General features: G+C 58.3%; 22 protein-coding genes. 13 read left to right on the top strand and 9 right to left on the bottom strand.

From position 1 onward, the window contains the following. Window positions 1-4 precede the first annotated feature (4 nt). The 4 genes from EI185_RS08175 (at window position 5) to trpC (ending at window position 3,133) form a co-directional block, all read left to right on the top strand. Entirely contained in the window at window positions 5-454 is a 450-nt protein-coding gene (locus EI185_RS08175; RefSeq protein ID WP_223247743.1) for a DoxX family protein, read from the top strand. Between the two features lie 267 nt (window positions 455-721). Beyond that, complete coding sequence (locus EI185_RS08165; RefSeq protein ID WP_124704635.1) at window positions 722-1,318, top strand: anthranilate synthase component II; 597 nt, start codon at window positions 722-724, stop codon at window positions 1,316-1,318. Then, window positions 1,315-2,340, top strand: a complete 1,026-nt coding sequence (trpD, locus tag EI185_RS08160) for an anthranilate phosphoribosyltransferase (protein WP_124704634.1) — start codon at window positions 1,315-1,317, stop codon at window positions 2,338-2,340. Before EI185_RS08165 ends, trpD begins: the two co-directional genes overlap by 4 nt. A 1-nt stretch (window position 2,341) precedes the next feature. Further along, window positions 2,342-3,133 carry an indole-3-glycerol phosphate synthase TrpC gene (gene trpC / locus EI185_RS08155; RefSeq protein ID WP_124704633.1) on the top strand — a complete coding sequence of 264 codons (792 nt, stop codon included), beginning with the start codon at window positions 2,342-2,344 and terminating at the stop codon, window positions 3,131-3,133. On the opposite strand, the gene EI185_RS08150 is transcribed toward trpC, so the two are convergent. The 8 genes from EI185_RS08150 to EI185_RS08115 form a co-directional block, all read right to left on the bottom strand. After that, window positions 3,130-3,744, bottom strand: coding sequence for an SAM-dependent methyltransferase (locus EI185_RS08150; protein ID WP_124704632.1), 615 nt, complete (start codon window positions 3,742-3,744; stop codon window positions 3,130-3,132). The genes trpC and EI185_RS08150 overlap by 4 nt on opposite strands. After that, the gene (locus EI185_RS08145; RefSeq protein WP_124704631.1) at window positions 3,744-4,466 is read right to left on the bottom strand and encodes a DsbC family protein; all 723 of its coding nucleotides are present in this window, start codon (window positions 4,464-4,466) and stop codon (window positions 3,744-3,746) included. The genes EI185_RS08150 and EI185_RS08145 overlap by 1 nt, the downstream gene beginning before the upstream one ends. Before the next feature lie 30 nt (window positions 4,467-4,496). After that, entirely contained in the window at window positions 4,497-5,660 is a 1,164-nt protein-coding gene (locus EI185_RS08140; protein ID WP_124704630.1) for a UbiH/UbiF family hydroxylase, read from the bottom strand. A gap of 157 nt (window positions 5,661-5,817) precedes the next feature. Beyond that, window positions 5,818-6,966 carry an FAD-dependent monooxygenase gene (locus tag EI185_RS08135; protein WP_124704629.1) on the bottom strand — a complete coding sequence of 383 codons (1,149 nt, stop codon included), beginning with the start codon at window positions 6,964-6,966 and terminating at the stop codon, window positions 5,818-5,820. Continuing rightward, on the bottom strand, window positions 6,959-8,260 hold the full coding sequence (locus EI185_RS08130; protein ID WP_124704628.1) for an aminopeptidase P N-terminal domain-containing protein: 1,302 nt from the start codon (window positions 8,258-8,260) through the stop codon (window positions 6,959-6,961). The genes EI185_RS08135 and EI185_RS08130 overlap by 8 nt, the downstream gene beginning before the upstream one ends. Further along, window positions 8,253-8,690 (bottom strand): hypothetical protein, encoded by a 438-nt coding sequence (locus tag EI185_RS08125; RefSeq protein ID WP_124704627.1) that lies wholly within the window; start codon window positions 8,688-8,690, stop codon window positions 8,253-8,255. The genes EI185_RS08130 and EI185_RS08125 overlap by 8 nt, the downstream gene beginning before the upstream one ends. Then, window positions 8,687-9,373: an N-acetylmuramate alpha-1-phosphate uridylyltransferase MurU gene (murU, locus tag EI185_RS08120; RefSeq protein ID WP_124704679.1), complete on the bottom strand. Its 687-nt coding sequence runs from the start codon at window positions 9,371-9,373 to the stop codon at window positions 8,687-8,689. The genes EI185_RS08125 and murU overlap by 4 nt, the downstream gene beginning before the upstream one ends. 8 nt (window positions 9,374-9,381) lie before the next feature. Then, window positions 9,382-10,380, bottom strand: a complete 999-nt coding sequence (locus EI185_RS08115; RefSeq protein WP_189836334.1) for an aminoglycoside phosphotransferase family protein — start codon at window positions 10,378-10,380, stop codon at window positions 9,382-9,384. 63 nt (window positions 10,381-10,443) lie between these two features. Between EI185_RS08115 and EI185_RS08110 the strand changes: the two genes are divergently transcribed. The 7 genes from EI185_RS08110 to EI185_RS08080 are packed head-to-tail and all read left to right on the top strand — an operon-like array spanning window position 10,444 to window position 17,450. Then, on the top strand, window positions 10,444-12,690 hold the full coding sequence (locus tag EI185_RS08110) for an LPS-assembly protein LptD (RefSeq protein ID WP_124704625.1): 2,247 nt from the start codon (window positions 10,444-10,446) through the stop codon (window positions 12,688-12,690). Next, on the top strand, window positions 12,671-14,038 hold the full coding sequence (locus EI185_RS08105; RefSeq protein WP_124704624.1) for a peptidylprolyl isomerase: 1,368 nt from the start codon (window positions 12,671-12,673) through the stop codon (window positions 14,036-14,038). The genes EI185_RS08110 and EI185_RS08105 overlap by 20 nt, the downstream gene beginning before the upstream one ends. Before the next feature lie 8 nt (window positions 14,039-14,046). Beyond that, a complete protein-coding gene (pdxA, locus tag EI185_RS08100; RefSeq protein ID WP_124704623.1) occupies window positions 14,047-15,033 on the top strand; it encodes a 4-hydroxythreonine-4-phosphate dehydrogenase PdxA in 987 nt (328 codons plus the stop codon). A gap of 10 nt (window positions 15,034-15,043) precedes the next feature. Next, window positions 15,044-15,826: a 16S rRNA (adenine(1518)-N(6)/adenine(1519)-N(6))-dimethyltransferase RsmA gene (rsmA, locus tag EI185_RS08095; RefSeq protein ID WP_124704622.1), complete on the top strand. Its 783-nt coding sequence runs from the start codon at window positions 15,044-15,046 to the stop codon at window positions 15,824-15,826. After that, window positions 15,823-16,293 carry a YbjN domain-containing protein gene (locus tag EI185_RS08090; protein WP_124704621.1) on the top strand — a complete coding sequence of 157 codons (471 nt, stop codon included), beginning with the start codon at window positions 15,823-15,825 and terminating at the stop codon, window positions 16,291-16,293. Before rsmA ends, EI185_RS08090 begins: the two co-directional genes overlap by 4 nt. Window positions 16,294-16,305: 12 nt before the next feature. Then, window positions 16,306-16,692, top strand: coding sequence for a dihydroneopterin aldolase (locus tag EI185_RS08085; protein WP_124704620.1), 387 nt, complete (start codon window positions 16,306-16,308; stop codon window positions 16,690-16,692). Further along, window positions 16,689-17,450: an SDR family oxidoreductase gene (locus tag EI185_RS08080; RefSeq protein WP_124704619.1), complete on the top strand. Its 762-nt coding sequence runs from the start codon at window positions 16,689-16,691 to the stop codon at window positions 17,448-17,450. Before EI185_RS08085 ends, EI185_RS08080 begins: the two co-directional genes overlap by 4 nt. A 92-nt stretch (window positions 17,451-17,542) precedes the next feature. Here the strand turns inward: EI185_RS08080 and gloA are convergent, their stop codons facing one another. Next, window positions 17,543-17,929 (bottom strand): lactoylglutathione lyase, encoded by a 387-nt coding sequence (gene gloA / locus EI185_RS08075; protein ID WP_124704618.1) that lies wholly within the window; start codon window positions 17,927-17,929, stop codon window positions 17,543-17,545. 145 nt (window positions 17,930-18,074) lie between these two features. On the opposite strand from gloA, the gene mutM reads away from it, so the two are divergent. Both mutM and EI185_RS08065 read left to right on the top strand, forming a co-directional pair. Further along, the gene (gene mutM / locus EI185_RS08070; protein WP_124704617.1) at window positions 18,075-18,890 is read left to right on the top strand and encodes a bifunctional DNA-formamidopyrimidine glycosylase/DNA-(apurinic or apyrimidinic site) lyase; all 816 of its coding nucleotides are present in this window, start codon (window positions 18,075-18,077) and stop codon (window positions 18,888-18,890) included. A 120-nt stretch (window positions 18,891-19,010) separates the two neighbouring features. Continuing rightward, window positions 19,011-20,972: a dynamin family protein gene (locus EI185_RS08065; RefSeq protein ID WP_124704616.1), complete on the top strand. Its 1,962-nt coding sequence runs from the start codon at window positions 19,011-19,013 to the stop codon at window positions 20,970-20,972. Window positions 20,973-20,983 lie beyond the last annotated feature (11 nt).

Below are 20,983 nucleotides of genomic sequence, written 5' to 3'. Positions count from 1 at the left end.
ACTCGTGAGCGTGATCCGCAAGCTACTACACATGGCAAAATTCGCCATACTCCGACTGGAAGATATCAGCCCTGTCGCTGATCTGGTCATCCGCCTGTATATCGCCAATATTTTCTGGAAATCCGGATTAACGAAAATCGCCAATTGGGACAGCACCGTCTATCTATTCACCAATCTTTATAGTGTACCGGTTCTGTCTCCCGAGATGGCGGCCACCTCGGCAACCATGGTCGAACTCGGTGGCGCAGTCATGCTGGCGCTTGGTTTAGCCTCCCGGTTCGGGACCGCCGCATTATTCATACTCAACATAGTGGCGGCTACCTCTTATCCGGACCTCTCCGACGCAGGCCGCGAACTGCACCTTTATTGGGGGATGTTCCTGTTGATATTCCTGCTGCATGGGCCGGGGAAATTGTCGATTGACCATTTCATTCGCAGAAAATGGATGCGATAGGATTCGATCCGGATTATTTACCGGGTAATAAATGGATCCCGTCGTTTATCCAAACCATCCCAGACTACTCGGCAACTGAACAGACTTACCTTGGTTGCCGCGTTTTTGCGGTTCTTTTCATTTTTCTTGTCTGCACCCGGCAGGCAAGGGATAATCTCAAGTTCTCTGATGCCGCCAGGCCGGCAAAATACCCACGCGAATATCGCCTGATATCAATCAGCGGTATTCACATGCGGAATTCATGAACCTCGATGAGTTGGTGACGACATGCTATTGATGATCGATAACTACGATTCCTTCACCTACAATCTGGTGCAGTATTTTGGCGAACTGGGTGAGGACGTGCGGGTATTCCGCAACGACGAAATCGACCTTGCCGCGATTGCCGCTCTGCAGCCCGACCATATCGTGATTTCTCCGGGACCGTGCACACCCAATGAAGCAGGCGTATCAGTGCCGCTGATCAAGGCGTTTGCCGGGAAAACCCCGCTGCTCGGCGTGTGCCTCGGCCATCAGAGTATCGGCCAGGCATTCGGTGGCAAGATTGTCCACGCCAAACAGTTGATGCACGGCAAGACCTCGATGATTCATCACAAAGATGTGGGTGTGTTTCATGGATTACCCAATCCGTTTCGCGCCACACGTTACCACTCGCTGGTGATCGAGCGCGACAGCCTGCCCGACTGTCTGGAAATTACTGCCTGGACCGAGGACGGCGAGATCATGGGAGTGCGTCACAAAACCTTGCCCATCGAAGGCGTGCAGTTCCACCCCGAATCCATCCTCACCGAATACGGGCATGAGATGCTGGCGAATTTCCTGTCCGAATTTCCTGCCTCTCCGGCCAAGGGAAAAAGCGCATGATGAACCCGCGCGAGGCGCTGAATCATCTGCTGGAAAAACGCGACCTCGAACACGAGGATATGCTGGCGTTGATGCGCGCCATCATGGGCGGAGAACTCGCTCCCGTACAGATCGCCGGCTTGCTGGTGGCGCTGCGTTGCAAGGGTGAGAGCGTGTCCGAAATCGCTGCTGCCGCAGAAGTCATGCGCGAGTTATCTACCAAAGTGCCTCTCACTGATGTCGCGCATCTGGTGGATACCTGCGGCACCGGCGGCGACGGTGCACACACTTTCAACATCTCCACTGCTGCTGCTTTGGTAGCTGCCGCAGCCGGGGCCAAAGTCGCCAAGCACGGCGGGCGCTCGGTGTCGTCCACTTCGGGCAGCGCGGATGTGCTGGAAGCTCTGGGAGTGAACGTGAATCTCACCCCGGACAGAGTGGCGCAGGCGGTACGCGAAATCGGCGTGGGCTTCATGTTCGCGCCCAATCACCACAGCGCGATGAAACACGCTGCCCCGGTGCGGCGCGAACTGGGTGTGCGCACCCTGTTCAACCTGCTGGGGCCGCTGACCAACCCTGCCGGGGCGCCGAATCAGGTGATGGGCGTATTCGCGCGCGATCTCACCGGCAAGCTCGCCCAGGTTCTGAAAACTCTCGGTAGCCGGCATGTAATGGTGGTGCATGCCGCCGACGGCATGGACGAAATCAGCCTGGGTAGTGCGACCTTCATCGCAGAGTTGAAGGAGGGTGCGATTCGTGAATATACCGTTACGCCCGAAGAATTCGGTTGCGCACGTTGCGATGCCGCGGATCTGGCGGTGCACAGTGTGGCCGAGGCCAAGGCGATGCTGCTGGCAGCGCTGGAAAATCGCCACGTTGCAGCTACCGACATTGTGGCAATCAATGCGGGTGCGGCAATTTATGTCGCCGGGTTGACGGCCACGCTGGCAGACGGGATTTCTCTGGCGCGTCAGCAAATCACCTCGGGCGCCGCACGCGCCAAGCTCGATCAACTCATCGCGTTTACGCAACGGCCCGCCTGACATGTCAGACATTCTCAATCGTATCCTCACCACCAAGCGTGAAGAAATCAGCGCGGCCCTTATTCGTTCCAGCCTGGCTGAAGTTCAAGCCGCTGCCCGCGACACTGCACCTGCACGTGATTTCATCGGCGCGATGCGCGGCCGGATGGAGACTGGGCAAGCTGCGGTGATCGCCGAGATCAAGAAAGCCAGCCCCTCCAAAGGGCTGCTGCGCGACGATTTTCAGCCCGCAGCAATCGCAGCCAGTTACGCCCGGCATGGTGCGGCGTGTTTGTCGGTGCTCACGGACATGCAGTATTTCCAGGGCAGTGCGGACTATCTGATCGAAGCGCGTAACGCGTGCAAGCTGCCGGTATTGCGCAAGGATTTCATGATCGATCCTTACCAGATGTATGAAGCGCGCGCCATGGGCGCCGACTGTATCCTGCTCATCGTGGCAGCGTTGAGTCTGTCCGAGATGCAAAATATGGAAGGCATTGCGAAGGAGCTCGGCATGGCGGTGCTGGTGGAATCGCACAACGCCACCGAACTGGAACGGGCGCTGCAACTCGCCACCCCGCTGCAGGGCATCAACAACCGCAACCTGCGCACTTTTGAAACCTCATTGCAGACCACGCTCGATCTGCTGGGCATGCTGGAAGATCAGCACATCGCCGTAACCGAGAGCGGCATCCACAGTCGCGATGATGTAGCGCTGATGCGCGCACATGGCGTCAACGCGTTTCTGGTGGGCGAGGCATTCATGCGCGCCGCAGACCCGGGGGTGGAACTGGCGCGGCTGTTTGGCGATTAACTGCTTGTTGCAGGCTTATACGCCACCATATCTATCAACGCCGACATCCCGGAATGATGGCTGCCCTCGTTGATGACCTCATCGTGCTCGCACAAATGCTGAATATCCCAGTCGCCAAACCATTCGCGCAGCATCGGCTCGGTGTAAAGGTTTTCCAGGGCTGACGGCCCGCCGGTCTTGTATTCCAGTTGGCGCGGCGTATAGCCCTGCAAGAGCAACAAACCGCCCGGCTTGAGTGCGCGCCGGATGCCTTCGAACTGGCATGCGCGTCCGGCCGGATCTGCGAACTGGATGAAAATGGCGACGATGACGTCGAAACGCGCATCGCCCCAATCCCACGCCAGCATGTCGGCGGTTTCAAACTGCAGCGTCACGCCGCGTTCATCTGCCAGTTTTCTGGCCTTGGCCTGCGCCACGCCGGAACTGTCCACTGACAGTACCTGTAAACCCTGTTGCGCCAGCCACACACCATTGCGTCCTTCGCCGTCGGCCACAGCCAGTGCGGACTGGCCGGCATCCAGGCGCGCAGCGTGCGACGCTAAAAAAACATTGGGTGCAGTGCCGAAAACATACCCTTCGACCGCGTAACGTTCATCCCAGAATGTCGCCATTATTTTTCCTTTCCTGCCGCATCCAGCATCTCGTTAATCTTGTCCGCCGGTACCATGCCCGGAACGCGCTGACCGTTTTCAAAAATCAGCGTGGGGGTGCCGGTGACGCGGTATTTGTTGCCGAGCGCGATATTGGACTCGACCGGATTTTTGCAGCTGCCGTTGTTTTTCGGCATCACGCCGCGCAGCATGGCATCATCCCAGGCCTTGTTGCGATCCGGTGCACACCAGATGGCTTTGGCATTGGCATTGGCATCCGGATGCAGGCTGACGATGGGATAAAGAAAAGTATAGATGGTGACATTGCTGACCTTGGTCAACTCCTGCTCCAGCTTCCTGCAATAGGGGCAATCCGGATCGGAAAAAATCGCCAGTTTACGTTTGCCGTTACCCTTTACGGTTTTGATTGCGTCAGCGAAGGGCAGGCTATCGAACTTGACGGCATTGAGCTTGTCCAGGCGCTCATTGGTCAGATTCTGGCGGGTTTTGAGGTCCACCACACTGCCCACAAACAGATAATGGGCATTTTCATCGGTATAGGCGATCTGGCCGTCAATCAGCACTTCGTACAACCCGGAATACGGGGTTTTGGTAATACTGGCGATGGCTGCGCCGGGAAATTTTTCCAGCAGGGTTTTCTTGATGGCCGTCTCATCCGCGTTGGCCGTACACGCCAGCACACTGATCAGAAGTACGGTGGACAACAGAATACGTTTAAACATGTTTGCTCCAGAATTTTGAAAGTAAATGGCTCAGACCAGCGCGTGTTGTATCAACAGGTTTTTGATCAAACCCAGCCGATTAGTGAGGTCGAGCCCGGTATTGCGCAACCGGGCCAATCCCGGTTGGGTGCTGCCAAACAGCGTATGCAGACCGTCGGTCACGCCCTGCATGGTGAGAATGTCTTCCTTGCGCGCGCGCTCGTAACGGCGCAGCAACGGCAGTTCGCCACAGCTTGCCGCACCGCGTGCGCGTAGCACTTGCGCCAGCTCGCGCGCATCGCGCAAACCCAGATTAACGCCCTGCCCGGCCAGCGGATGCACACCGTGAGCGGCATCACCGATCAGTGCAAGACCGGGCTTGACCAGCGCATCCATACGGCTGAGCGCCAACGGGAAAGCAGCCGGCGCGCCCAACAAATCAAGCTTGCCCAGCGTATGGCCGCCAGCCTGCGCCACACGTTCGGCCAGTTCGGCACCCGGCAATGCCAGCAAGGTCTGCGCGTGCGCCTCGGCGGTTGACCACACCATGGAAAAACGCCGGCCAGGCAATGGCAGCCAGGCCAGCACGCCGCCAGGGCGGAACCACTGACGCGCGATATTGGCGTGGGAACGGCTACATTCAAAATTGGCGACGACACCCAGTTGTCCATAATTACGTCGGGTGACCCCGATATCCGCCTGCTGGCGCACCCATGAATTCCCGCCATCCGCCGCTACAATGAGCTGGCTCTGCAAAACCGTGCCGTCTGCAAGCGCCAGCCGCGCTCCCGCGGCCGACCAGTCCAGTTCGGCACAGCGGGCACCGGCAAACAGCGTCAGATTGGATTGCTGCTGCAATGCAGTCCACAAACCATGCTGGATGCGATTGCTCTCCATGATCCAGGCGAGTTGCGGCAAACCTGCCGCATAGGCATCAAACTCAAGTTGAGCACCGGTGTCGCCGCTGATTTCCATGCCGTATACCGGGGCGATACGCGCCGCATCGAAACCTTGCCACACACCCAACTCGTCAAGAAAACGCGCACTGCCGGGACTGATGGCATAAATGCGCGCGTCCCATTCCGGCGTCGGTACAGCCGGCGGATGCGGTTCCACCAGCGCCACCTCGAGCCCGCTTCCTTTCAGCGCAGCACTGAATGTAGCACCGACGATGCCGGCGCCGACCACGATGATGTCGTAGGCCGCGGCGGTCATCCTGGAAAAACCTGTTGCAGCCACAGAGAACACAGAACGGGCGCGGGTTTTAAGGAAGATCGTTTTTTTTCTGATAAGTGTGTCGGCAAAAACCACCCATACCTTGCTTTTTCTCGGTGGTCTCTGTGCGCTCTGTGGCCAATGGCTGTTTTCAGGTTCATCCGCGTGCTCCGAAGATCATGCGCCGCGCCACGAAGCGCTTGACCGGCGGCAGCGCCTGCAACGCCGCCAGGCCAACGCTGCGGCCATGGTGCAGCAGTGTGTTGTCGTTGGAAAACAGGCGCACCAGCAGATCGGTGAAGAAAATCCCGCCGCGCGTATCCAGCCGCCGCGCATTCCTGTACATGGCAAGCATGCCTGCATCGCCCAGTGTTTCACGCGTGCTGGTGCGTATCCGGGCAGCCAGTTCCCAGGCATCGCGCAACCCAAGATTGAAACCCTGCCCCGCTACCGGGTGCAACATTTGGGCGGCGTTGCCGATCAGCACTGTGTGCGGGCGCGTAGTCTGGGCGGCGTAGCGCAATCCCAGCGGGAAACTCGCGCGTTGCGCAACGCTTAGAAACTGGCCCACGCGGTCGCCGAAATGTTGATGCAGGGCGTGCAGAAATTCCGCATCCGGCAGTGCCCGCAGGGCTTGCACGCGCGCCGGGCTGGCGGTCCATACCAGCGCAAAACCCGCGCCCTGCGGCAACAACGCGGCAGGGCCGTCGGGGGTGAAGCGCTCATAAGCGCAACCGTTATGAGGCAATTCGGTGGTCACTGCAGCAATCAGCGCATTCTGGTCGTAGTCGCGGCTCACCCGCTGCGCTGCACCGGCACCGCCGTCGGCCACCACCGCGAGGCGTGCGGTAACCGGCGTAACGTCACCCGCACGGCTGACTTTCAGCATGGCATAACCGCTGGCGGCGCGTACTTCGTCCACGCGCGCACCGCTCACCACGGCTGCCCCGCTGACGCGCAGGCGCGCGTGCAAGGCCGCATCGAGTTCGGCATAGTCCACCACATAACCCAGTGCCGGCAGTTTTTCTTCCGTTGCGCGCAGCCACGCCATGCCCAGGCCGCCGCGCTGCGAGATGTGTATGGTGGTGATTGGCGTCACTTCGCTGAGGTCGGACCAGACCCCGAGCCGTTCCAGGATCAGACGGCTGCCGTATGACAGCGCCAGGGTGCGGCGATGTGCCGGGCGGGTGAGATCGGCGCGCGCTTCCAGCAATTGGACTGAGAAATCGCCATCCGCCAGCAGCAGCGCCAGCGTGGTGCCCACCGGGCCGCCGCCGACGATGACGATGTCGCTGTGTTCACGCATGGCGCATTACAGCCTCGATCTCGGCCACGGTTTTGGGTGCGGCGGCGGTGATCACCTCGCAGCCGCTGGGCGTTACCAGCACGTCGTCTTCAATGCGGATACCGATATTCCACAGAGCCTCCGGCACGTTGTCGGCAGGGCGGATGTAACAGCCTGGCTCGATGGTGAGGGCCATGCCGGGCTGCAATGCGCGCCAGCTGCCTTCGCTTTTGTAGCTGCCCGCATCGTGCACGTCCAGCCCGAGCCAGTGGCCGGTACGGTGCATGTAAAAACGCCGGTAGTCGCCGGATTCCAGCACGCTATCGACGCTGCCGGTACACAGCCCCAGATCAATCATGCCCTGCGCCAGCACACGCAGCGCCGCTTCGTGCGGCTGGTTCCAGTGATTGCCGGGTTGTACCGCATCCAGCGCGGCGTATTGCGCGGCCAGCACCATTTCGTACACGTCCTTTTGCGCGGCGCTGAAGCTGCCACTGACCGGGAAGGTACGGGTGATGTCGGACGCATAGCCATCGAGTTCGCAGCCGGCATCGATCAATAGCAAATCTCCTGCATGCAGCTGGGCATTATTGCCCACATAGTGCAGCACGCAGGCATTGGCACCCCCGGCGACTATCGAAGTGTAGGCCGGCGCCTGGCTGCCATGGGCGCGGAAGTGGTGCAACAGTTCTGCTTCGACCTCGTACTCGTAACGTCCCGGTGCAGTCGCCTGCATGGCGCGGCGATGCGCCGCACAGGAAATCGCGGCAGCGCTGCGCATGATAGCCTGCTCCGCATCGTCTTTGAACAGGCGCATCTCGTCCACCAGCTCGCGTACATCGCGCAAACTGCCGGGTGCGGTCACGCCACTGCGCGCCTGCTCGCGCACGCTGTTGAGCCAGCCCAGCACGCGCGCATCCCACGCAGCATCCTGTCCGAGCGCATAATGCAGCGTGGGCTGATCGGCCAGCAGGCCGGACAGGCGTGTGTCGAGCTCGCTGATGGAATAGGCTTCGTCGAAATGGAAAGCAGTGCGCGCCACCTCCGGTCCGTAACGGAAACCATCCCAAATTTCGCGCTCCATATCCTTGTCGCGGCAGAACAGTACCGTGCGTTGCGTGGCCGCCAGCAACACGACGACGGCCTCCGGCTCGCCGAATCCGGTGAGGTAGTAAAAATGGCTGTCAAAGCGATACGGATAATGGCTGTCGCGATTACGCAGTTGCTCCGGTGCAGTAGCGAGCACTGCAACACCAGTGCCCATTTGTTGCATCAGTCGGCTACGGCGTGCGCTAAAGGGAGTCGTGTTAGTCATCGGATTCTTCATCGAGATATTGTGAATCGAGCAAGGCTGCCCAGATATTTTCCAGCTCTGGAAGCCGCGTCAGCAGGGATTGGTGCAACTGGACCGCCAGTTCGCCAAACACAGCGCTGTCGTTGCCGCCGTCCATGTCCTGCGCGGCGCGCTCAAACTGCAACAAGGCATCTTTCAGGCTGAAAGCAGAGCCTAGCGCATTTTTCACCTGTTCGCGCGGATGCGGAATCCAGTCGCGATCAGCGGCCAGTGAACGCAGCTTTTCGCCCACATCCAGCAAGCGCTTGCGCATTCGTGTCGCCGCGCCCATGCGCGAGGATTTCACTTCACCCCATACTGCCAATTCCATCAGAGCCGTCCATTGGGCGCGGAGTTCCGCGACCCAGACCGGGTCGATGGTGACTGCCTGGCGCACTTCGTCAGTATTCATGCTGATCCCAACAGCTCGCGATTCAATTCCGCCAGGCGCTCCGGCGTGCCGATGTCGCGCCAGCGTCCGGCGTAATATTCACCGCTGACTTGCTCGCGTTGCATCGCCCAGCGCAACAATGGGGCGAGCTTGGCTGGTTGGCCAGGCGTCATGCCCGCAAACAACGCTGGCCGGTAAATGCCGATGCCGCTGAAAGTCAGCAGGGCATTACCGTCGCTGTGTACGGTATTGGCAGACAAGGCAAAATCACCGCGGCTGTGTTGCGGCGGGTTATCCACCATTACCAGATGCGCCAGGCACTCAGCCACACGATGAGTCCTCATGGCATCGAGGCGCGGCAGGAGCTTGCGAAAATCGTAGTCGGTCCAGATATCCGCATTGACTACCAGGAACGGTGCATCGTAAAGCATACGCAGGGCATTGACTATGCCGCCAGCGGTCTCCAGCGCCTGCGCCTCGTGCGAGTAACTGATGCGTACACCAAAGGCGTTGCCATTGCCCAGCATCGCCTCAATCTGCTCGCCCAGGTGTGCATGGTTGATGACCACGTCAGTAAATCCGGCGTCAGCCAGTTTTTCCAGATGCCACACGATCAACGGTTTCCCCCCCGCCATCAGCAGCGGCTTGGGGGTGTGATCGGTAAGCGGGCGCATGCGTTCGCCACGCCCGGCTGCCAGAATCATGGCGCTGTTCAAAAAGTATATCCGGCGGATTCGGGGGCTTGCCCCTGTAATGTATCGAGCAATTGCAACAATGGTTCGAGCTCGCGATAACGGGCACAGGCACTGCGCAGATACGCCATCACCAACGGCATATCCTTGAGATATCCGGTTTTGCCATCGCGATGATACAGGCGCGCGAAAATACCCAAAACCTTGAGATGACGCTGCACGCCCATCCATTCGAAATCGCGGTAAAACGCGCCGAAGTCGGCATTCACCGGCAACCCGGCGCGCCGCGCTTTTTCCCAATAGCGAATCACCCAATCCAGCATGATTTCTTCATCCCAGCAAATATAGGCATCCTTGAACAGCGACGCCAGATCGTAAGTCACCGGGCCGTAGACGGCATCCTGAAAATCCAGCACGCCGGGATTGGGTTCGCTCACCATCAGATTGCGACTGTGGTAATCGCGATGCACGAACACCTGGGCCTGCGCCAGATTGTTGGCGAGGATGGCCTCAAATACCGTATCCAGCGTTTGCGCCTGCTGCGCATTCAATTCCACTCCCAGATGACGCGTGATGTACCATTCCGGAAACAGCCGCAATTCACGCTCCAGCAGAACACGATCATAATCCGGCAGCACTCCGGGGCGACTACTGCGCTGAATACTGACCAACGCATCCAGCGCATCGTTATAAAGCGGGCCGGCATTATCTGCGTTGAGTACCGACAAGTAAGTGACATCGCCCAGATCGGTCAATAACAGGAAACCCTGAACCAGATCCTGCGCCAGCACTTTAGGGGTATTGGCGCCCGCCGCGCCAAACAGTTCGGCTATCGCGATGAAAGAATGGCAATCTTCATACTGCGGTGGCGCGTCCATAACGATATAATGGTCGCCATTCGACAATACGGCGCGGAAATAGCGCCGAAAACTGGCATCCGCAGAAGCGGGTGCAAGACGGATGGCCTGTTCTGGAAACAGGTTCTCCAGCCAAGCCTGAATGCGGTGTTGACGTTCCAAACGATCTCCGGACGATGATATATATTGAGCCACGATTCTAGCATTATTCGCTGACCAGACCCCATGCCGCCATCCCAATTCAAATGTTACCTAGCTGCCTGCCTGATGCTGTTTTGCGATATCGCGCTGGCAGAAGATCCACCTGCTGAGCAAACCAGTTCAGTCCTCCCCCCACAAAAAACCGAAGACGCCCCGCTGTACCTGCATGCCGACCAGATAGAAGGCATTGCAAACCAGCAAGTGAAAGCTAAAGGCCACGTTGAGTTGCAACGCAACGACGGCGTGTTGACCAGCGATTACCTGCAATACACATTTGATACCGACCAGGCCTACGCCACTGGCGATGTCACACTAGAGCAACCGGGACTGAATGTGCGCGGCCCGGAACTGCGTCTGCGCCTGACCGATCAGGTGGGGCAGATGCAACAGCCGGTATACAGCCTGAGCGATCTGATTACGCATACCCAGGCCACCGCATTGACTCGCAAGGCGCGCGGCGAGGCGCGAGTGCTGGATTTTGAGGGGAAAAACCAGTACCGTCTCAAAGACGCTACTTATACGACCTGCCCGGTCAATAATGATGACTGGTATCTGCACGTCAAGGATCTGAACATCGATCGGGGGCGTGAGGTGGGTACTGCACGCAATGCTTATCTGGAATTCAAGGGCGTGCCCATTCTGTATACGCCATTCATAGATTTCCCGCTCAATAACCAGCGTAAATCAGGCCTGCTCGCGCCCACCTTCGGCACCACGGGTAGTAGCGGCCTGGAGTTTCGCCTTCCGTATTACTGGAACATCGCACCGAATTACGACGCCACCATCAGTCCGCGCATCATGAGCAAACGCGGGCTGCAGCTGGGCGGAGAGTTCCGTTATCTGGGTGAAAGTTATCGCGGCTTACTCAATGGTGAGTTTCTGGCTGACCAGGCCACCAAAACCAATCGCTGGAGCGTGTTTGTCAACCACGACCAGACTTTCGCTCCGGGATGGAGCGGCCACCTGCATTATGAGCGGGTCTCCGACAACAACTATTACCGGGACTTGTCCAATCAGATCAACACCACTTCGATTACCAACCTGTCGCAGGATGGCAGCATCAACTACAGCGCGGGCTGGTGGAACGCCGGTATCCGCGCGCAAAAATTCCAGACCCTGCAGGATCCGCTGGCGCCCATCGTGCCGCCCTATAATGTGCTGCCCCAGCTCACCCTTAACGCCAATCTCTACGACTGGCACGGCGTGGATTTCAGTTTCGCCGGCGAAGCCGTGCACTTCGACCATCCAACCCTGGTCACCGGTACACGGGTATCGGCTTACCCCAGCTTCAGCCTGCCGATGGCGAATGATTTCGCCTACCTCACTCCCAAATTCGGCGTGAGCCAGACCAATTACTATCTGGATTCGAGCACGCTGCCGAATACCGTGCGCACCTTGCCGATCACCAGCGTGGATAGCGGCTTTTACATGGACCGCACTACCACGCTGTTTGGCCACAATTACCATCAAACGCTGGAACCGCGAATTTTTTATGTTTACATCCCCTATCGCGACCAGAGCCAGATTCCCAATTTCGACAGCGGCGAGGTCGATTTCAATTTTGCCCAGATGTTCACCGAAAACCGCTTCGCCGGTGGCGACCGCATCAATGACGCCAACCAGCTCACTACGGCAGTGACCTCCCGCCTGATCGAGCCTGAAAGCGGCCTGGAACGCCTGCGCGTTTCGCTGGGCCAGCGTTTTTATTTCGCTCCCCAGAAAGTCGTGTTGCCCGGGGGCACACCCAGCAATAGCACATCTTCCGACGTACTCGCCAGTATCGGCGGCCAGCTCAGCCAGGCGTGGCGCGCCGAGGCGGCGGTACAATTCAATACGGGTCTGGGCGAAAGTATCCGCAACAGCATCTCTGCGAACTATCATCCGGAGCCGGGGAAAACACTCAATCTGAGCTATCGTAGTATTCGCGGCACCTATAACAGCCTGGGAGCATCCAATCTCGATACCATCCGACAGGTGGACATCTCCGCGCAATGGCCCCTTGCACCGCGCTGGTATGGCCTGATGCGTTATAATTATTCTTTTGTGGATGGCCGCCTGGTGCAAGGTTTGGCGGGGCTGGAATACAATGCCGGCTGCTGGGCAATCCGCGGCGTACTGCAGCGCATTGCCACCGCCACTGGCAGTGCCAGCAATTCTTTTTTCATCCAGCTCGAATTGAACGGTATTGGCCGACTCGGCTCTAATCCGCTCGATGTCCTCAAACAAAGCATTTCCGGCTACGTGAATACCAATGAACTTCAAAACCCTTAATCGCATCCTGCACGTCATTACCCTGCTTGCCGCTTTGTTACCGGGCGCGGTCCATGCGGCGCAAGACGACGCTGCCCAACCAGCATCCGGCACACCCAGTGGCTCTACAGCCAAGCACGCTGCGCCGCCTATCAAGCCGCTCGACAGCATCGTCGCCGTGGTCAACGATGACGTCATTACTCGTTACGATCTCGATGAGCACTACGATCGCGCCGTACAGCAATTGAAGGCACGCAAAATACCGCTGCCATCGCGTGCGGTGCTGGAAAAACAGCTGCTGGAACGCATGATCAACGACCGTATCCAGTTGCAATATGCCAACCAGACCGGTATCCGCGTGGACGGGCCTACACTGGATAAAGCACTGAACCGCATCGCCGCCCAGAACAACATGAACCTGGAACAGTTCCGCGCCGCCCTGGCCAAGGAAGGCATGGCGTTCAACAAATTCCGCAACGACATCCGCGATGAAATCATCCTGCAGCGTCTGCACGAACGTGATGTGGACAGCAAAGTCAACGTCACTGAAGCCGAGGTCGATGCGTATCTGGAAAACCAGGCCAAACAAGGTCAGGAGGACGAGTACAACTTTGACCACATCCTCATTCGCATTCCCGAGGCCGCCACCACAGAGCAAATTCAGAAGCAGCGCGCTCGTGCCCAGAAGGTGCTCGACGAACTCAGGAAAGGCGCTGATTTCGCCCAGCTGTCAGCCAGTTATTCCGACGCCTCCAATGCGCTGGATGGCGGTAATGTAGGCTGGCGGCGCGGTTCGCAATTACCCACCGTGTTTGCCGATATTCTGGCCAAGATGCAGCCCGGCCAGGTATCCGACATTATCCGCAGCAGCAATGGCTTTCATATCCTCAAACTGGTCGACAAGCGCGGGCAGAACTCCAAAATGGTGGTCCAGCAGACTCATGTACGCCACATTCTGATCAAGACCAACGAACTGGTATCGGCAACCGACGCCAAAAACCGCTTGCTGCAAATTCGTGAACGCCTGCTCAATGGCGCCAAATTCGCAGATATGGCACGCCAGTACTCGGACGACAGCTCGGCTGCCAAGGGGGGCGATCTGGGCTGGGTGTCGCCCGGCGAAACTGTGCCAGAATTCGAACACGCGATGAATGCGCTGAAACCCGGCGAAATCAGCCAACCAGTGCAATCACCGTTCGGTTTCCATCTGATCGAGGTGCTGGCACGACGCGATCAGGATGTCACCAAGGAACGCCAACGCCTGCTGGCGCGCCAGGCGCTGCGCCAGCGCAAGATCGAGGAAGCGCAGGAAGAATGGCTGCGCCAGCTGCGCGACAGCGCTTACGTCGAATACCGTAACGCGGAATAATTCAGGCCGTGACTGCGCCCATCCTCGCCATCACCGCGGGCGAACCCGCCGGCATTGGTCCCGACCTGTGCGTGATGCTGGCCCAGCAGTCACGGGAACAAGCCTGGGTGGTCATTGCCGATCACGATCTGCTGGCGCAGCGTGCCGCCATGCTTGGCCTGCCGCTGGCGCTGCAGCACTATGGCAGTACGCCGGTCAGCCATGCAGCCGGAACGCTTACCGTTCTGCATGAACCGCAGCATGCGCATACCACCCCTGGGCTGCTTAACCCGGCCAATGGCCATTATGTGCTGCAAACCCTGAAACTTGCGGTACAAGGCTGTATGGATGGCGAATTCGCCGCCATGGTCACCGCGCCCGTCAACAAGGCCGTCATCAATGACGGCGGCATCCCCTTTACCGGCCATACCGAGTTTCTTGCCGAAGAAACCGATACCCCGCACGTGGTAATGCTGCTGGCTGGCGGTGGCATGCGCGTCGCGCTCGCCACCACTCACCTGCCGCTCGCGCAAGTCGCCGCCGCCATTACCCGCGAATCACTTACCACCACATTGCATATCCTGCACCATGATCTGGTCCGGCGTTTCGGCATCGTACAACCGCATATCCTGGTCGCCGGACTCAATCCGCACGCGGGAGAATCCGGCTACCTCGGGCATGAAGAAATCGGCATCATCAATCCGGTACTGGATGAGTTACGCGCACAAGGTATGCGCCTGACCGGCCCCTTGCCCGCCGATACGCTATTTAATCCGGCGCGCCTGGTGGATGCTGATTGCGTGCTGGCGATGTATCACGACCAGGGCTTGCCGGTGCTCAAATACGCCAGCTTTGGTGGCGGGGTGAATATCACCCTTGGCCTGCCCATCATCCGCACCTCGGTTGATCACGGGACCGCACTCGACCTGGCGGGCAGCGGGCAAGTCCATTCCGGCAGTCTGCAAGCGGCGCTGGATCTTGCGGCTCAGCTGGTGGCGCACAGCCAGGCCAGCTAGGCACACCGGCATGTCCCGACATATCCCGCGCAAACGCTTCGGTCAGCATTTCCTTCGCGACCCCGACATCATCGCCGCGATCGTTCATGCCATCCGTCCGCAGCGTACTGACAACATGGTGGAAATCGGTCCTGGCCTGGGCGCGCTGACGCGACCCTTGCTGGCGCATCTGGATCATCTGCATGTGGTCGAACTCGACCGCGACATCATTACCAGGCTGGCGCGCGAGCATGTTCCGGAACGCGTGTCCATCCATGCCGGCGACGCATTGGCGTTTGACTTCGCCAGCCTGGGTGAAAAGCTGCGCATCGTCGGCAACCTGCCCTACAATATTTCTACGCCACTGCTATTTCACCTGGCAGAATTCGCGCCCCATATTGTCGACATGCACTTCATGCTGCAAAAAGAAGTGGTCGAGCGCATGACTGCCAGTCCCGGCACCCACGACTTTGGCCGCCTCACCGTGATGTTGCAATACCGCTTTGACATGGAAGCATTGTTCGACGTGCCGCCGGATGCTTTCGACCCGCCGCCCAAGGTCAATTCCGCGATCGTGCGCATGCTGCCACGCGCGCCGGACATGATGGCAGCAGCCAGCATCGAATTGCTGGAAAAAGTGGTGGCCAGCGCTTTCAGCCAGCGTCGCAAAACCTTGCGCAACACGCTGGGCGGCATGTTGTCCGCGGCCGGATTTGAACAAATCGGTATCGACCCGGGCCGTCGCGCCGAGACGCTCGCAGTAGAAGATTTCGTATGCATCGCCAATTATTTACATGGTAAGGAAGTCAAATGAACCTGATAGATATCGTCCAGGCCTGCCTGGAACACATGCAGCTGCCTGCCACCCGCGTACCCAACCTGCCTGTCGTCAACCTGCCGGTGGAAATCGAGAACGGCAAGCTGAATATTTTCATCCATGCGCATGAGGATGCCGAACGCGTCTTCGTTTATGCGCGCCCGCAGGACATGCTGGTGCCGATCGAACGCATCCCGGCCATGGCCGAATTCCTCACCCGCGCCAACTACGGCCTGCCCTTGGGCAACTGGGAAATCGACATGAACGACGGTGAAATGAATTTCAAGAACAGCATCGATGTCAGCGGCGGCGCGCTGACTGAAGCGATGGTGAAAACCCTGCTGGTATTCGCCATGGAATGTGCCAACCGCTACCTGCCCGGCATCCGCGCGGTGATCGATGGCAGCGATGCCAAAACGGCGCTGGAAGCCATAGACGGCCCCACCAAGGTCGTCATCAAATAGGCAGTTGAAGATATGTCGCTGCGCATGATCGCCCGTGGCATTGCGGTGGAAATGTATGTCGGTATCTGCGATTTTGAATACCAGACGCCGCAGACGGTGATTGTCAACGTGGAAGCCGAGGCCACGCTGCCGTATCGCCCGCACGACATCGGAGAGTGTCTCGACTACACGCTCATGTGTGATTTCGTCCGCGCCTGGAAAGACCGCCCGCATACCGAACTGGTGGAAACCCTGCTGTTCGATGTGGTGGAATTCTGCTTTGCCGATGCCCGCGTCACGCGGGTCGATGTGGAAATCCTCAAACCCACTGTCATCGCGCAAGCCAATGCGGTAGGCGTAGGCATGCGCGTAACGCGCGCTGATTACCAGCAGTTGCGCGCCAGCCGGGGCGCAGCATGAGCACGCAGCCTCCTCTGGCCGTGGTCACCGGGGCGGGCAAGCGCCTCGGACTGGCTATTACCCGCACACTGCTGGAAAACAACTGGGAAATTCTTGCATTGGTGCGTCACCCCAGTGTTGCACTCAACGCATTGGCCGCAACAGGTCAGCCCGTGCACATCATCCAGCAAGATATTGCCGATCCCGCAGTGTGGTTTGAACTCTGGCCAAGTCTGCGTGCGCGCTGCGGACGTCTGCCGCAAGCGCTGGTACACGCTGCCTCCCTGTTTGAGCACGACACCGCCGCCACCAGTTCATGGGCAGCCATCGAAGCGCACCGCCGCATCAATTACGACAGTTTTGTCGCCGCCGCCAGCGCCTGGCTGCAATGCGCCGATGCCGCACAACGCGGCGCGTTTGTGGCGCTGGTGGATCAAAAAGTGCAACGCCTCAACCCGGATCATTACGCCTATACCCTGAGCAAACTCAACCTCGCTGCCAGCATCCCGTTTCTGGCGCAGGCGCTGGCACCGCAGCTACGCGTGAATGGCGTAGCGCCCGGGCTGACCCTGCCCAGCGGGGGGCAGACGGACGCTGACTTCCATACTGCGCAAGCTGCGTTTCCTCTGGGCGCGGGACTCGCCCCAAACGATATTGCCAGCGCCGTGCTGTTTTTGTTGCAACAGCGCTGGATTACCGGCCAACTCCTTACCGTGGACGGCGGCCAGCACCTGCAAAGCGATTGCGACGTGATACGACGCACACCCACACCTTCGTGACCTCATGACTGGTTTGCACAAGCGCGGACAAAGGCACCCTCTCCGCGACTACCCGTCGCAGCCATTCAGCTTGTTACAGCCCTCCTGCTGAATCAGGATTTTTTCTGAATGAATTCGATCTTGTAACCGTCCGGATCTTCCACAAATGCGATCACCGTGCTGCCATGCTTCATCGGCCCGGCTTCGCGGCTGACCGTGCCGCCCAAGCGTTTGACCTCGGCGCAGGCCTGATAGGCATCATCCACTTCCACGGCGATATGGCCAAAACCGTTTCCCAGATCGTAGGCGGGTGTGTCCCAGTTGTGCGTGAGTTCCAGCACGGTATGGTCCGACTCATCGCCGTAGCCGACAAACGCCAGGGTAAACCGGCCTTCCGGGTAATCGTTGCGGCGTAACAATTTCATTCCCAGCACTTCGGTGTAAAAACGGATCGAACGTTCCAGTTCACCGACGCGCAGCATGGTGTGCAACATGCGCATGATTTTCTCCTTTCATCTGATTTGTTAATAATGCAGCCCATCCATCAAGAGAGGCGCCAAAAATCGAAATTTCGCGTTAAACTTGAAAAATTATCCAATCACTCCATGCACTGCTGTTTTTTCATGGTAACGCTTGCTTTCATTCATGCCCGAGCTTCCGGAAGTTGAAACCACCTGTCGCGGGCTGGCCCCGCATTGCGTTGGGCGCAACATCGTTACAGCCTTGGTGCGCAACACACAATTACGCTGGCCGGTACCCGCCGACCTCGCGCAACAAGTCGCCGGACAGCCTATTCTGAACCTGAGCCGGCGTGCCAAATACCTGATCATGACGCTGCAGCATGGCGCCATCATCCTGCATCTGGGTATGTCGGGCAGCCTGCGTATCATGGACAGCAATTCCCCGGCAGGCGTTCATGACCATATTGATCTGGTGCTCGATAATGACACCTGTATCCGCCTGCGCGACCCGCGCCGCTTTGGTGCCGTATTGTGGACGCAAAGCGACGTTTTACGTCACCCCCTGCTGGAGAATCTGGGGCCGGAACCCTTGTCGGAAATGTTCGATGAGACCTACCTGCATGGTTATTCACGCGGGCGCAAAGTACCCATCAAAACGTTTCTGATGGATAGCCATGTGGTGGCGGGGGTGGGAAATATTTATGCCAACGAGGCGCTGTTCCTCGCCGGCATCCGTCCCACCATGCCTGCCGGGCGGCTCTCGCTGGCCCGTTATGCCAGGCTGACAGCGGCCATCCGCACGATCCTGGCACGTGCAATTGAGGCTGGCGGCAGCACGCTGCGCGATTTCGTCAACAGCGCAGGCGAGGCTGGCTATTTCCAGCAACAATACACGGTGTATGGACGAGCTGGAGAATCATGCCGGGTATGCAGCAGTTCCATCAAACAAATACGCCAGGGGCAACGCTCCACATTTTACTGTCCGTGTTGCCAGACTTGACCAGGCATGGGCTTTGCTATGCTTTATTCATGGATAAATTTACAAACCATTGAAGCGGCTAAATATTTGGCCGATAATGACCCGGCAAAATACAAAAACGCCCATTCAGGAGAGCGCACCATGTCCAACAATACCCTGGTCGAACAGTTCGAGCATTACAGTTCCTGGCGCGAACGTCTGGCCCAGAGCATCGCGGGTTACCACGATTGGCTCAGCGAACAGGAAATCAACGATGGCCAGATTGATCTGCGCTTGCAGCATCTGCTGGACCGGCTGGCCGAGGACAAGCTGAATGTGGCTTTTGTCGCCGAATTTTCGCGCGGCAAGTCAGAATTGATCAACGCGATCTTCTTTGCCGACTACAAGCAGCGGCTCCTGCCTTCTACAGCCGGGCGTACCACCATGTGCCCGACCGAACTGCTCTACGACCCGGAACGGCCGCCCTCAATCCAGCTGTTGCCCATCGAGACCCGCGGCAGCAGCGTGACCACCGCCGAGTACAAACGCTATCCGGAGGAATGGATCACCACGCCGTTGAATGTTGATTCGGCTGACGCAATGACTGCGGCCATGCTGCAAGTTGGTGAAACCCGCAAGGTCTCCAAGGATGAAGCGACAAAATACGGCCTTTATCACGAAGGAGATGTGGATGCCCTGCTCACCGTGGATGCGGATGGCCGTGTGGAAATTCCGCGCTGGCGTCACGCCATCATCAACTTTCCGCATCCGCTGCTGAAAAAAGGCCTGGTCATCCTCGACACGCCGGGACTGAACGCCATCGGTACCGAACCGGAACTTACCCTCAACCTGCTGCCCAACGCCCACGCCATCGTGTTCATTCTTGCCGCGGATACCGGCGTGACCAAATCCGATATCGAAGTGTGGCGCGACCATATTGCCACGCTGCACAGCCGCAATAAAGGGCGGCTGGTTGTGCTCAACAAGATCGATGGGCTGTGGGACGATCTCAAACAGGCCGATGCGATCGAGCAGGAACTCACCAGCCAGATCAACAGCTGCGCCAACCTGCTGGGGCTGGATGCCTCCCAGATTTATCCAATCTCCGCCCAGAAGGGCCTGCTTGCCAAGGTTAATGGCGATGCAGCCCTGCTGGCCAAAAGCCGTCTGAGCGAATTTGAACGAGCGTTAAGCGATGAGCTGATCCCGTCCAAACGCGAAATCGTGCGCGACAATACCGAAAACGAAATGCAGGACCTGATGTCCGGCACGCGCGCCTTGCTCACTGCGCGGATGACCAATATCAACGAACAGCTGGGTGAACTGACCGGCCTGCGCGGCAAAAACGAAGAAGTCGTGCAGCATATGATGACCAAAGTGGAGGAAGAAAAAACCCACTTTGAAAAAGGCCTGCAGCAGTTCCAGGCGCTGCGCAGCGTGTTCTCGCAGCAATCCAATGCACTGTTCGATTATCTGGGTATGGATCGCATCAAGAGCGAGGTCCGTGAAACCCGCATTGCCATGGAAAACAGCCGCTTCACCAAAGGCCTGCGCGAGGCGATGAGTGCTTTCTTCATCCATGTGGACGCTAATATTACCCACTCAGCGGAACAGATCGAAGAAATCAAATCCATGATGACGGCGATGTACAAGAAGTTCAACGAGGAACATGGCCTGATCGAAATCACTCCGCCGAACTACTCCACTTTCAAATATAAAAAGGAAATGGAGCGCCTGGAAAAAAGCTACAACGAGCATTTCAACACCTTGATCAACATGCTGACCAACGAGCAGTACACGCTGACCACCAAATTCTTCGAGACGCTGGCAAGCCGCGTGGTCAATATTTATGAAGTAGCCAATCGCGAAGCCGACAACTGGCTCAAGGCAGTGATGGCCCCCATGGAAACGCAAGTCCGCGAACACCAGATGCAGCTGCGTCGTCGGCTGGAAAGCATCAAGCGCATCCATAAGGCCACCGACACGCTGGAAGACCGTATCGCCGAACTGCAGCAGATGCAGGTCACCCTGCGCAGACAACTGGACGAGCTGGATGGGATGCAGTCACATGTCACGACGGTGCTCAACCCAGGCCTGACTGAAGTCAGCGCTGCTGTAGCCTGAACTTGGCTTCT

This window comes from Sulfuriferula multivorans, from assembly GCF_003851125.1.
GTDB lineage: Bacteria > Pseudomonadota > Gammaproteobacteria > Burkholderiales > Sulfuriferulaceae > Sulfuriferula > Sulfuriferula multivorans.
This window is presented reverse-complemented; position numbering and strand designations above follow the sequence as displayed.

Coding starts and splice junctions, on each gene's coding strand:
- EI185_RS08165 (WP_124704635.1), top strand. CDS start 722: ATGCTATTGATGATCGATAACTACGATTCCTTCACCTACAATCTGGTG.
- trpD (WP_124704634.1), top strand. CDS start 1,315: ATGATGAACCCGCGCGAGGCGCTGAATCATCTGCTGGAAAAACGCGAC.
- trpC (WP_124704633.1), top strand. CDS start 2,342: ATGTCAGACATTCTCAATCGTATCCTCACCACCAAGCGTGAAGAAATC.
- EI185_RS08150 (WP_124704632.1), bottom strand. CDS start 3,744: ATGGCGACATTCTGGGATGAACGTTACGCGGTCGAAGGGTATGTTTTC.
- EI185_RS08145 (WP_124704631.1), bottom strand. CDS start 4,466: ATGTTTAAACGTATTCTGTTGTCCACCGTACTTCTGATCAGTGTGCTG.
- EI185_RS08140 (WP_124704630.1), bottom strand. CDS start 5,660: ATGACCGCCGCGGCCTACGACATCATCGTGGTCGGCGCCGGCATCGTC.
- EI185_RS08135 (WP_124704629.1), bottom strand. CDS start 6,966: ATGCGTGAACACAGCGACATCGTCATCGTCGGCGGCGGCCCGGTGGGC.
- EI185_RS08130 (WP_124704628.1), bottom strand. CDS start 8,260: ATGACTAACACGACTCCCTTTAGCGCACGCCGTAGCCGACTGATGCAA.
- EI185_RS08125 (WP_124704627.1), bottom strand. CDS start 8,690: ATGAATACTGACGAAGTGCGCCAGGCAGTCACCATCGACCCGGTCTGG.
- murU (WP_124704679.1), bottom strand. CDS start 9,373: ATGATTCTGGCAGCCGGGCGTGGCGAACGCATGCGCCCGCTTACCGAT.
- EI185_RS08110 (WP_124704625.1), top strand. CDS start 10,444: ATGCCGCCATCCCAATTCAAATGTTACCTAGCTGCCTGCCTGATGCTG.
- EI185_RS08105 (WP_124704624.1), top strand. CDS start 12,671: ATGAACTTCAAAACCCTTAATCGCATCCTGCACGTCATTACCCTGCTT.
- rsmA (WP_124704622.1), top strand. CDS start 15,044: ATGTCCCGACATATCCCGCGCAAACGCTTCGGTCAGCATTTCCTTCGC.
- EI185_RS08090 (WP_124704621.1), top strand. CDS start 15,823: ATGAACCTGATAGATATCGTCCAGGCCTGCCTGGAACACATGCAGCTG.
- EI185_RS08085 (WP_124704620.1), top strand. CDS start 16,306: ATGTCGCTGCGCATGATCGCCCGTGGCATTGCGGTGGAAATGTATGTC.
- EI185_RS08080 (WP_124704619.1), top strand. CDS start 16,689: ATGAGCACGCAGCCTCCTCTGGCCGTGGTCACCGGGGCGGGCAAGCGC.
- gloA (WP_124704618.1), bottom strand. CDS start 17,929: ATGCGCATGTTGCACACCATGCTGCGCGTCGGTGAACTGGAACGTTCG.
- mutM (WP_124704617.1), top strand. CDS start 18,075: ATGCCCGAGCTTCCGGAAGTTGAAACCACCTGTCGCGGGCTGGCCCCG.
- EI185_RS08065 (WP_124704616.1), top strand. CDS start 19,011: ATGTCCAACAATACCCTGGTCGAACAGTTCGAGCATTACAGTTCCTGG.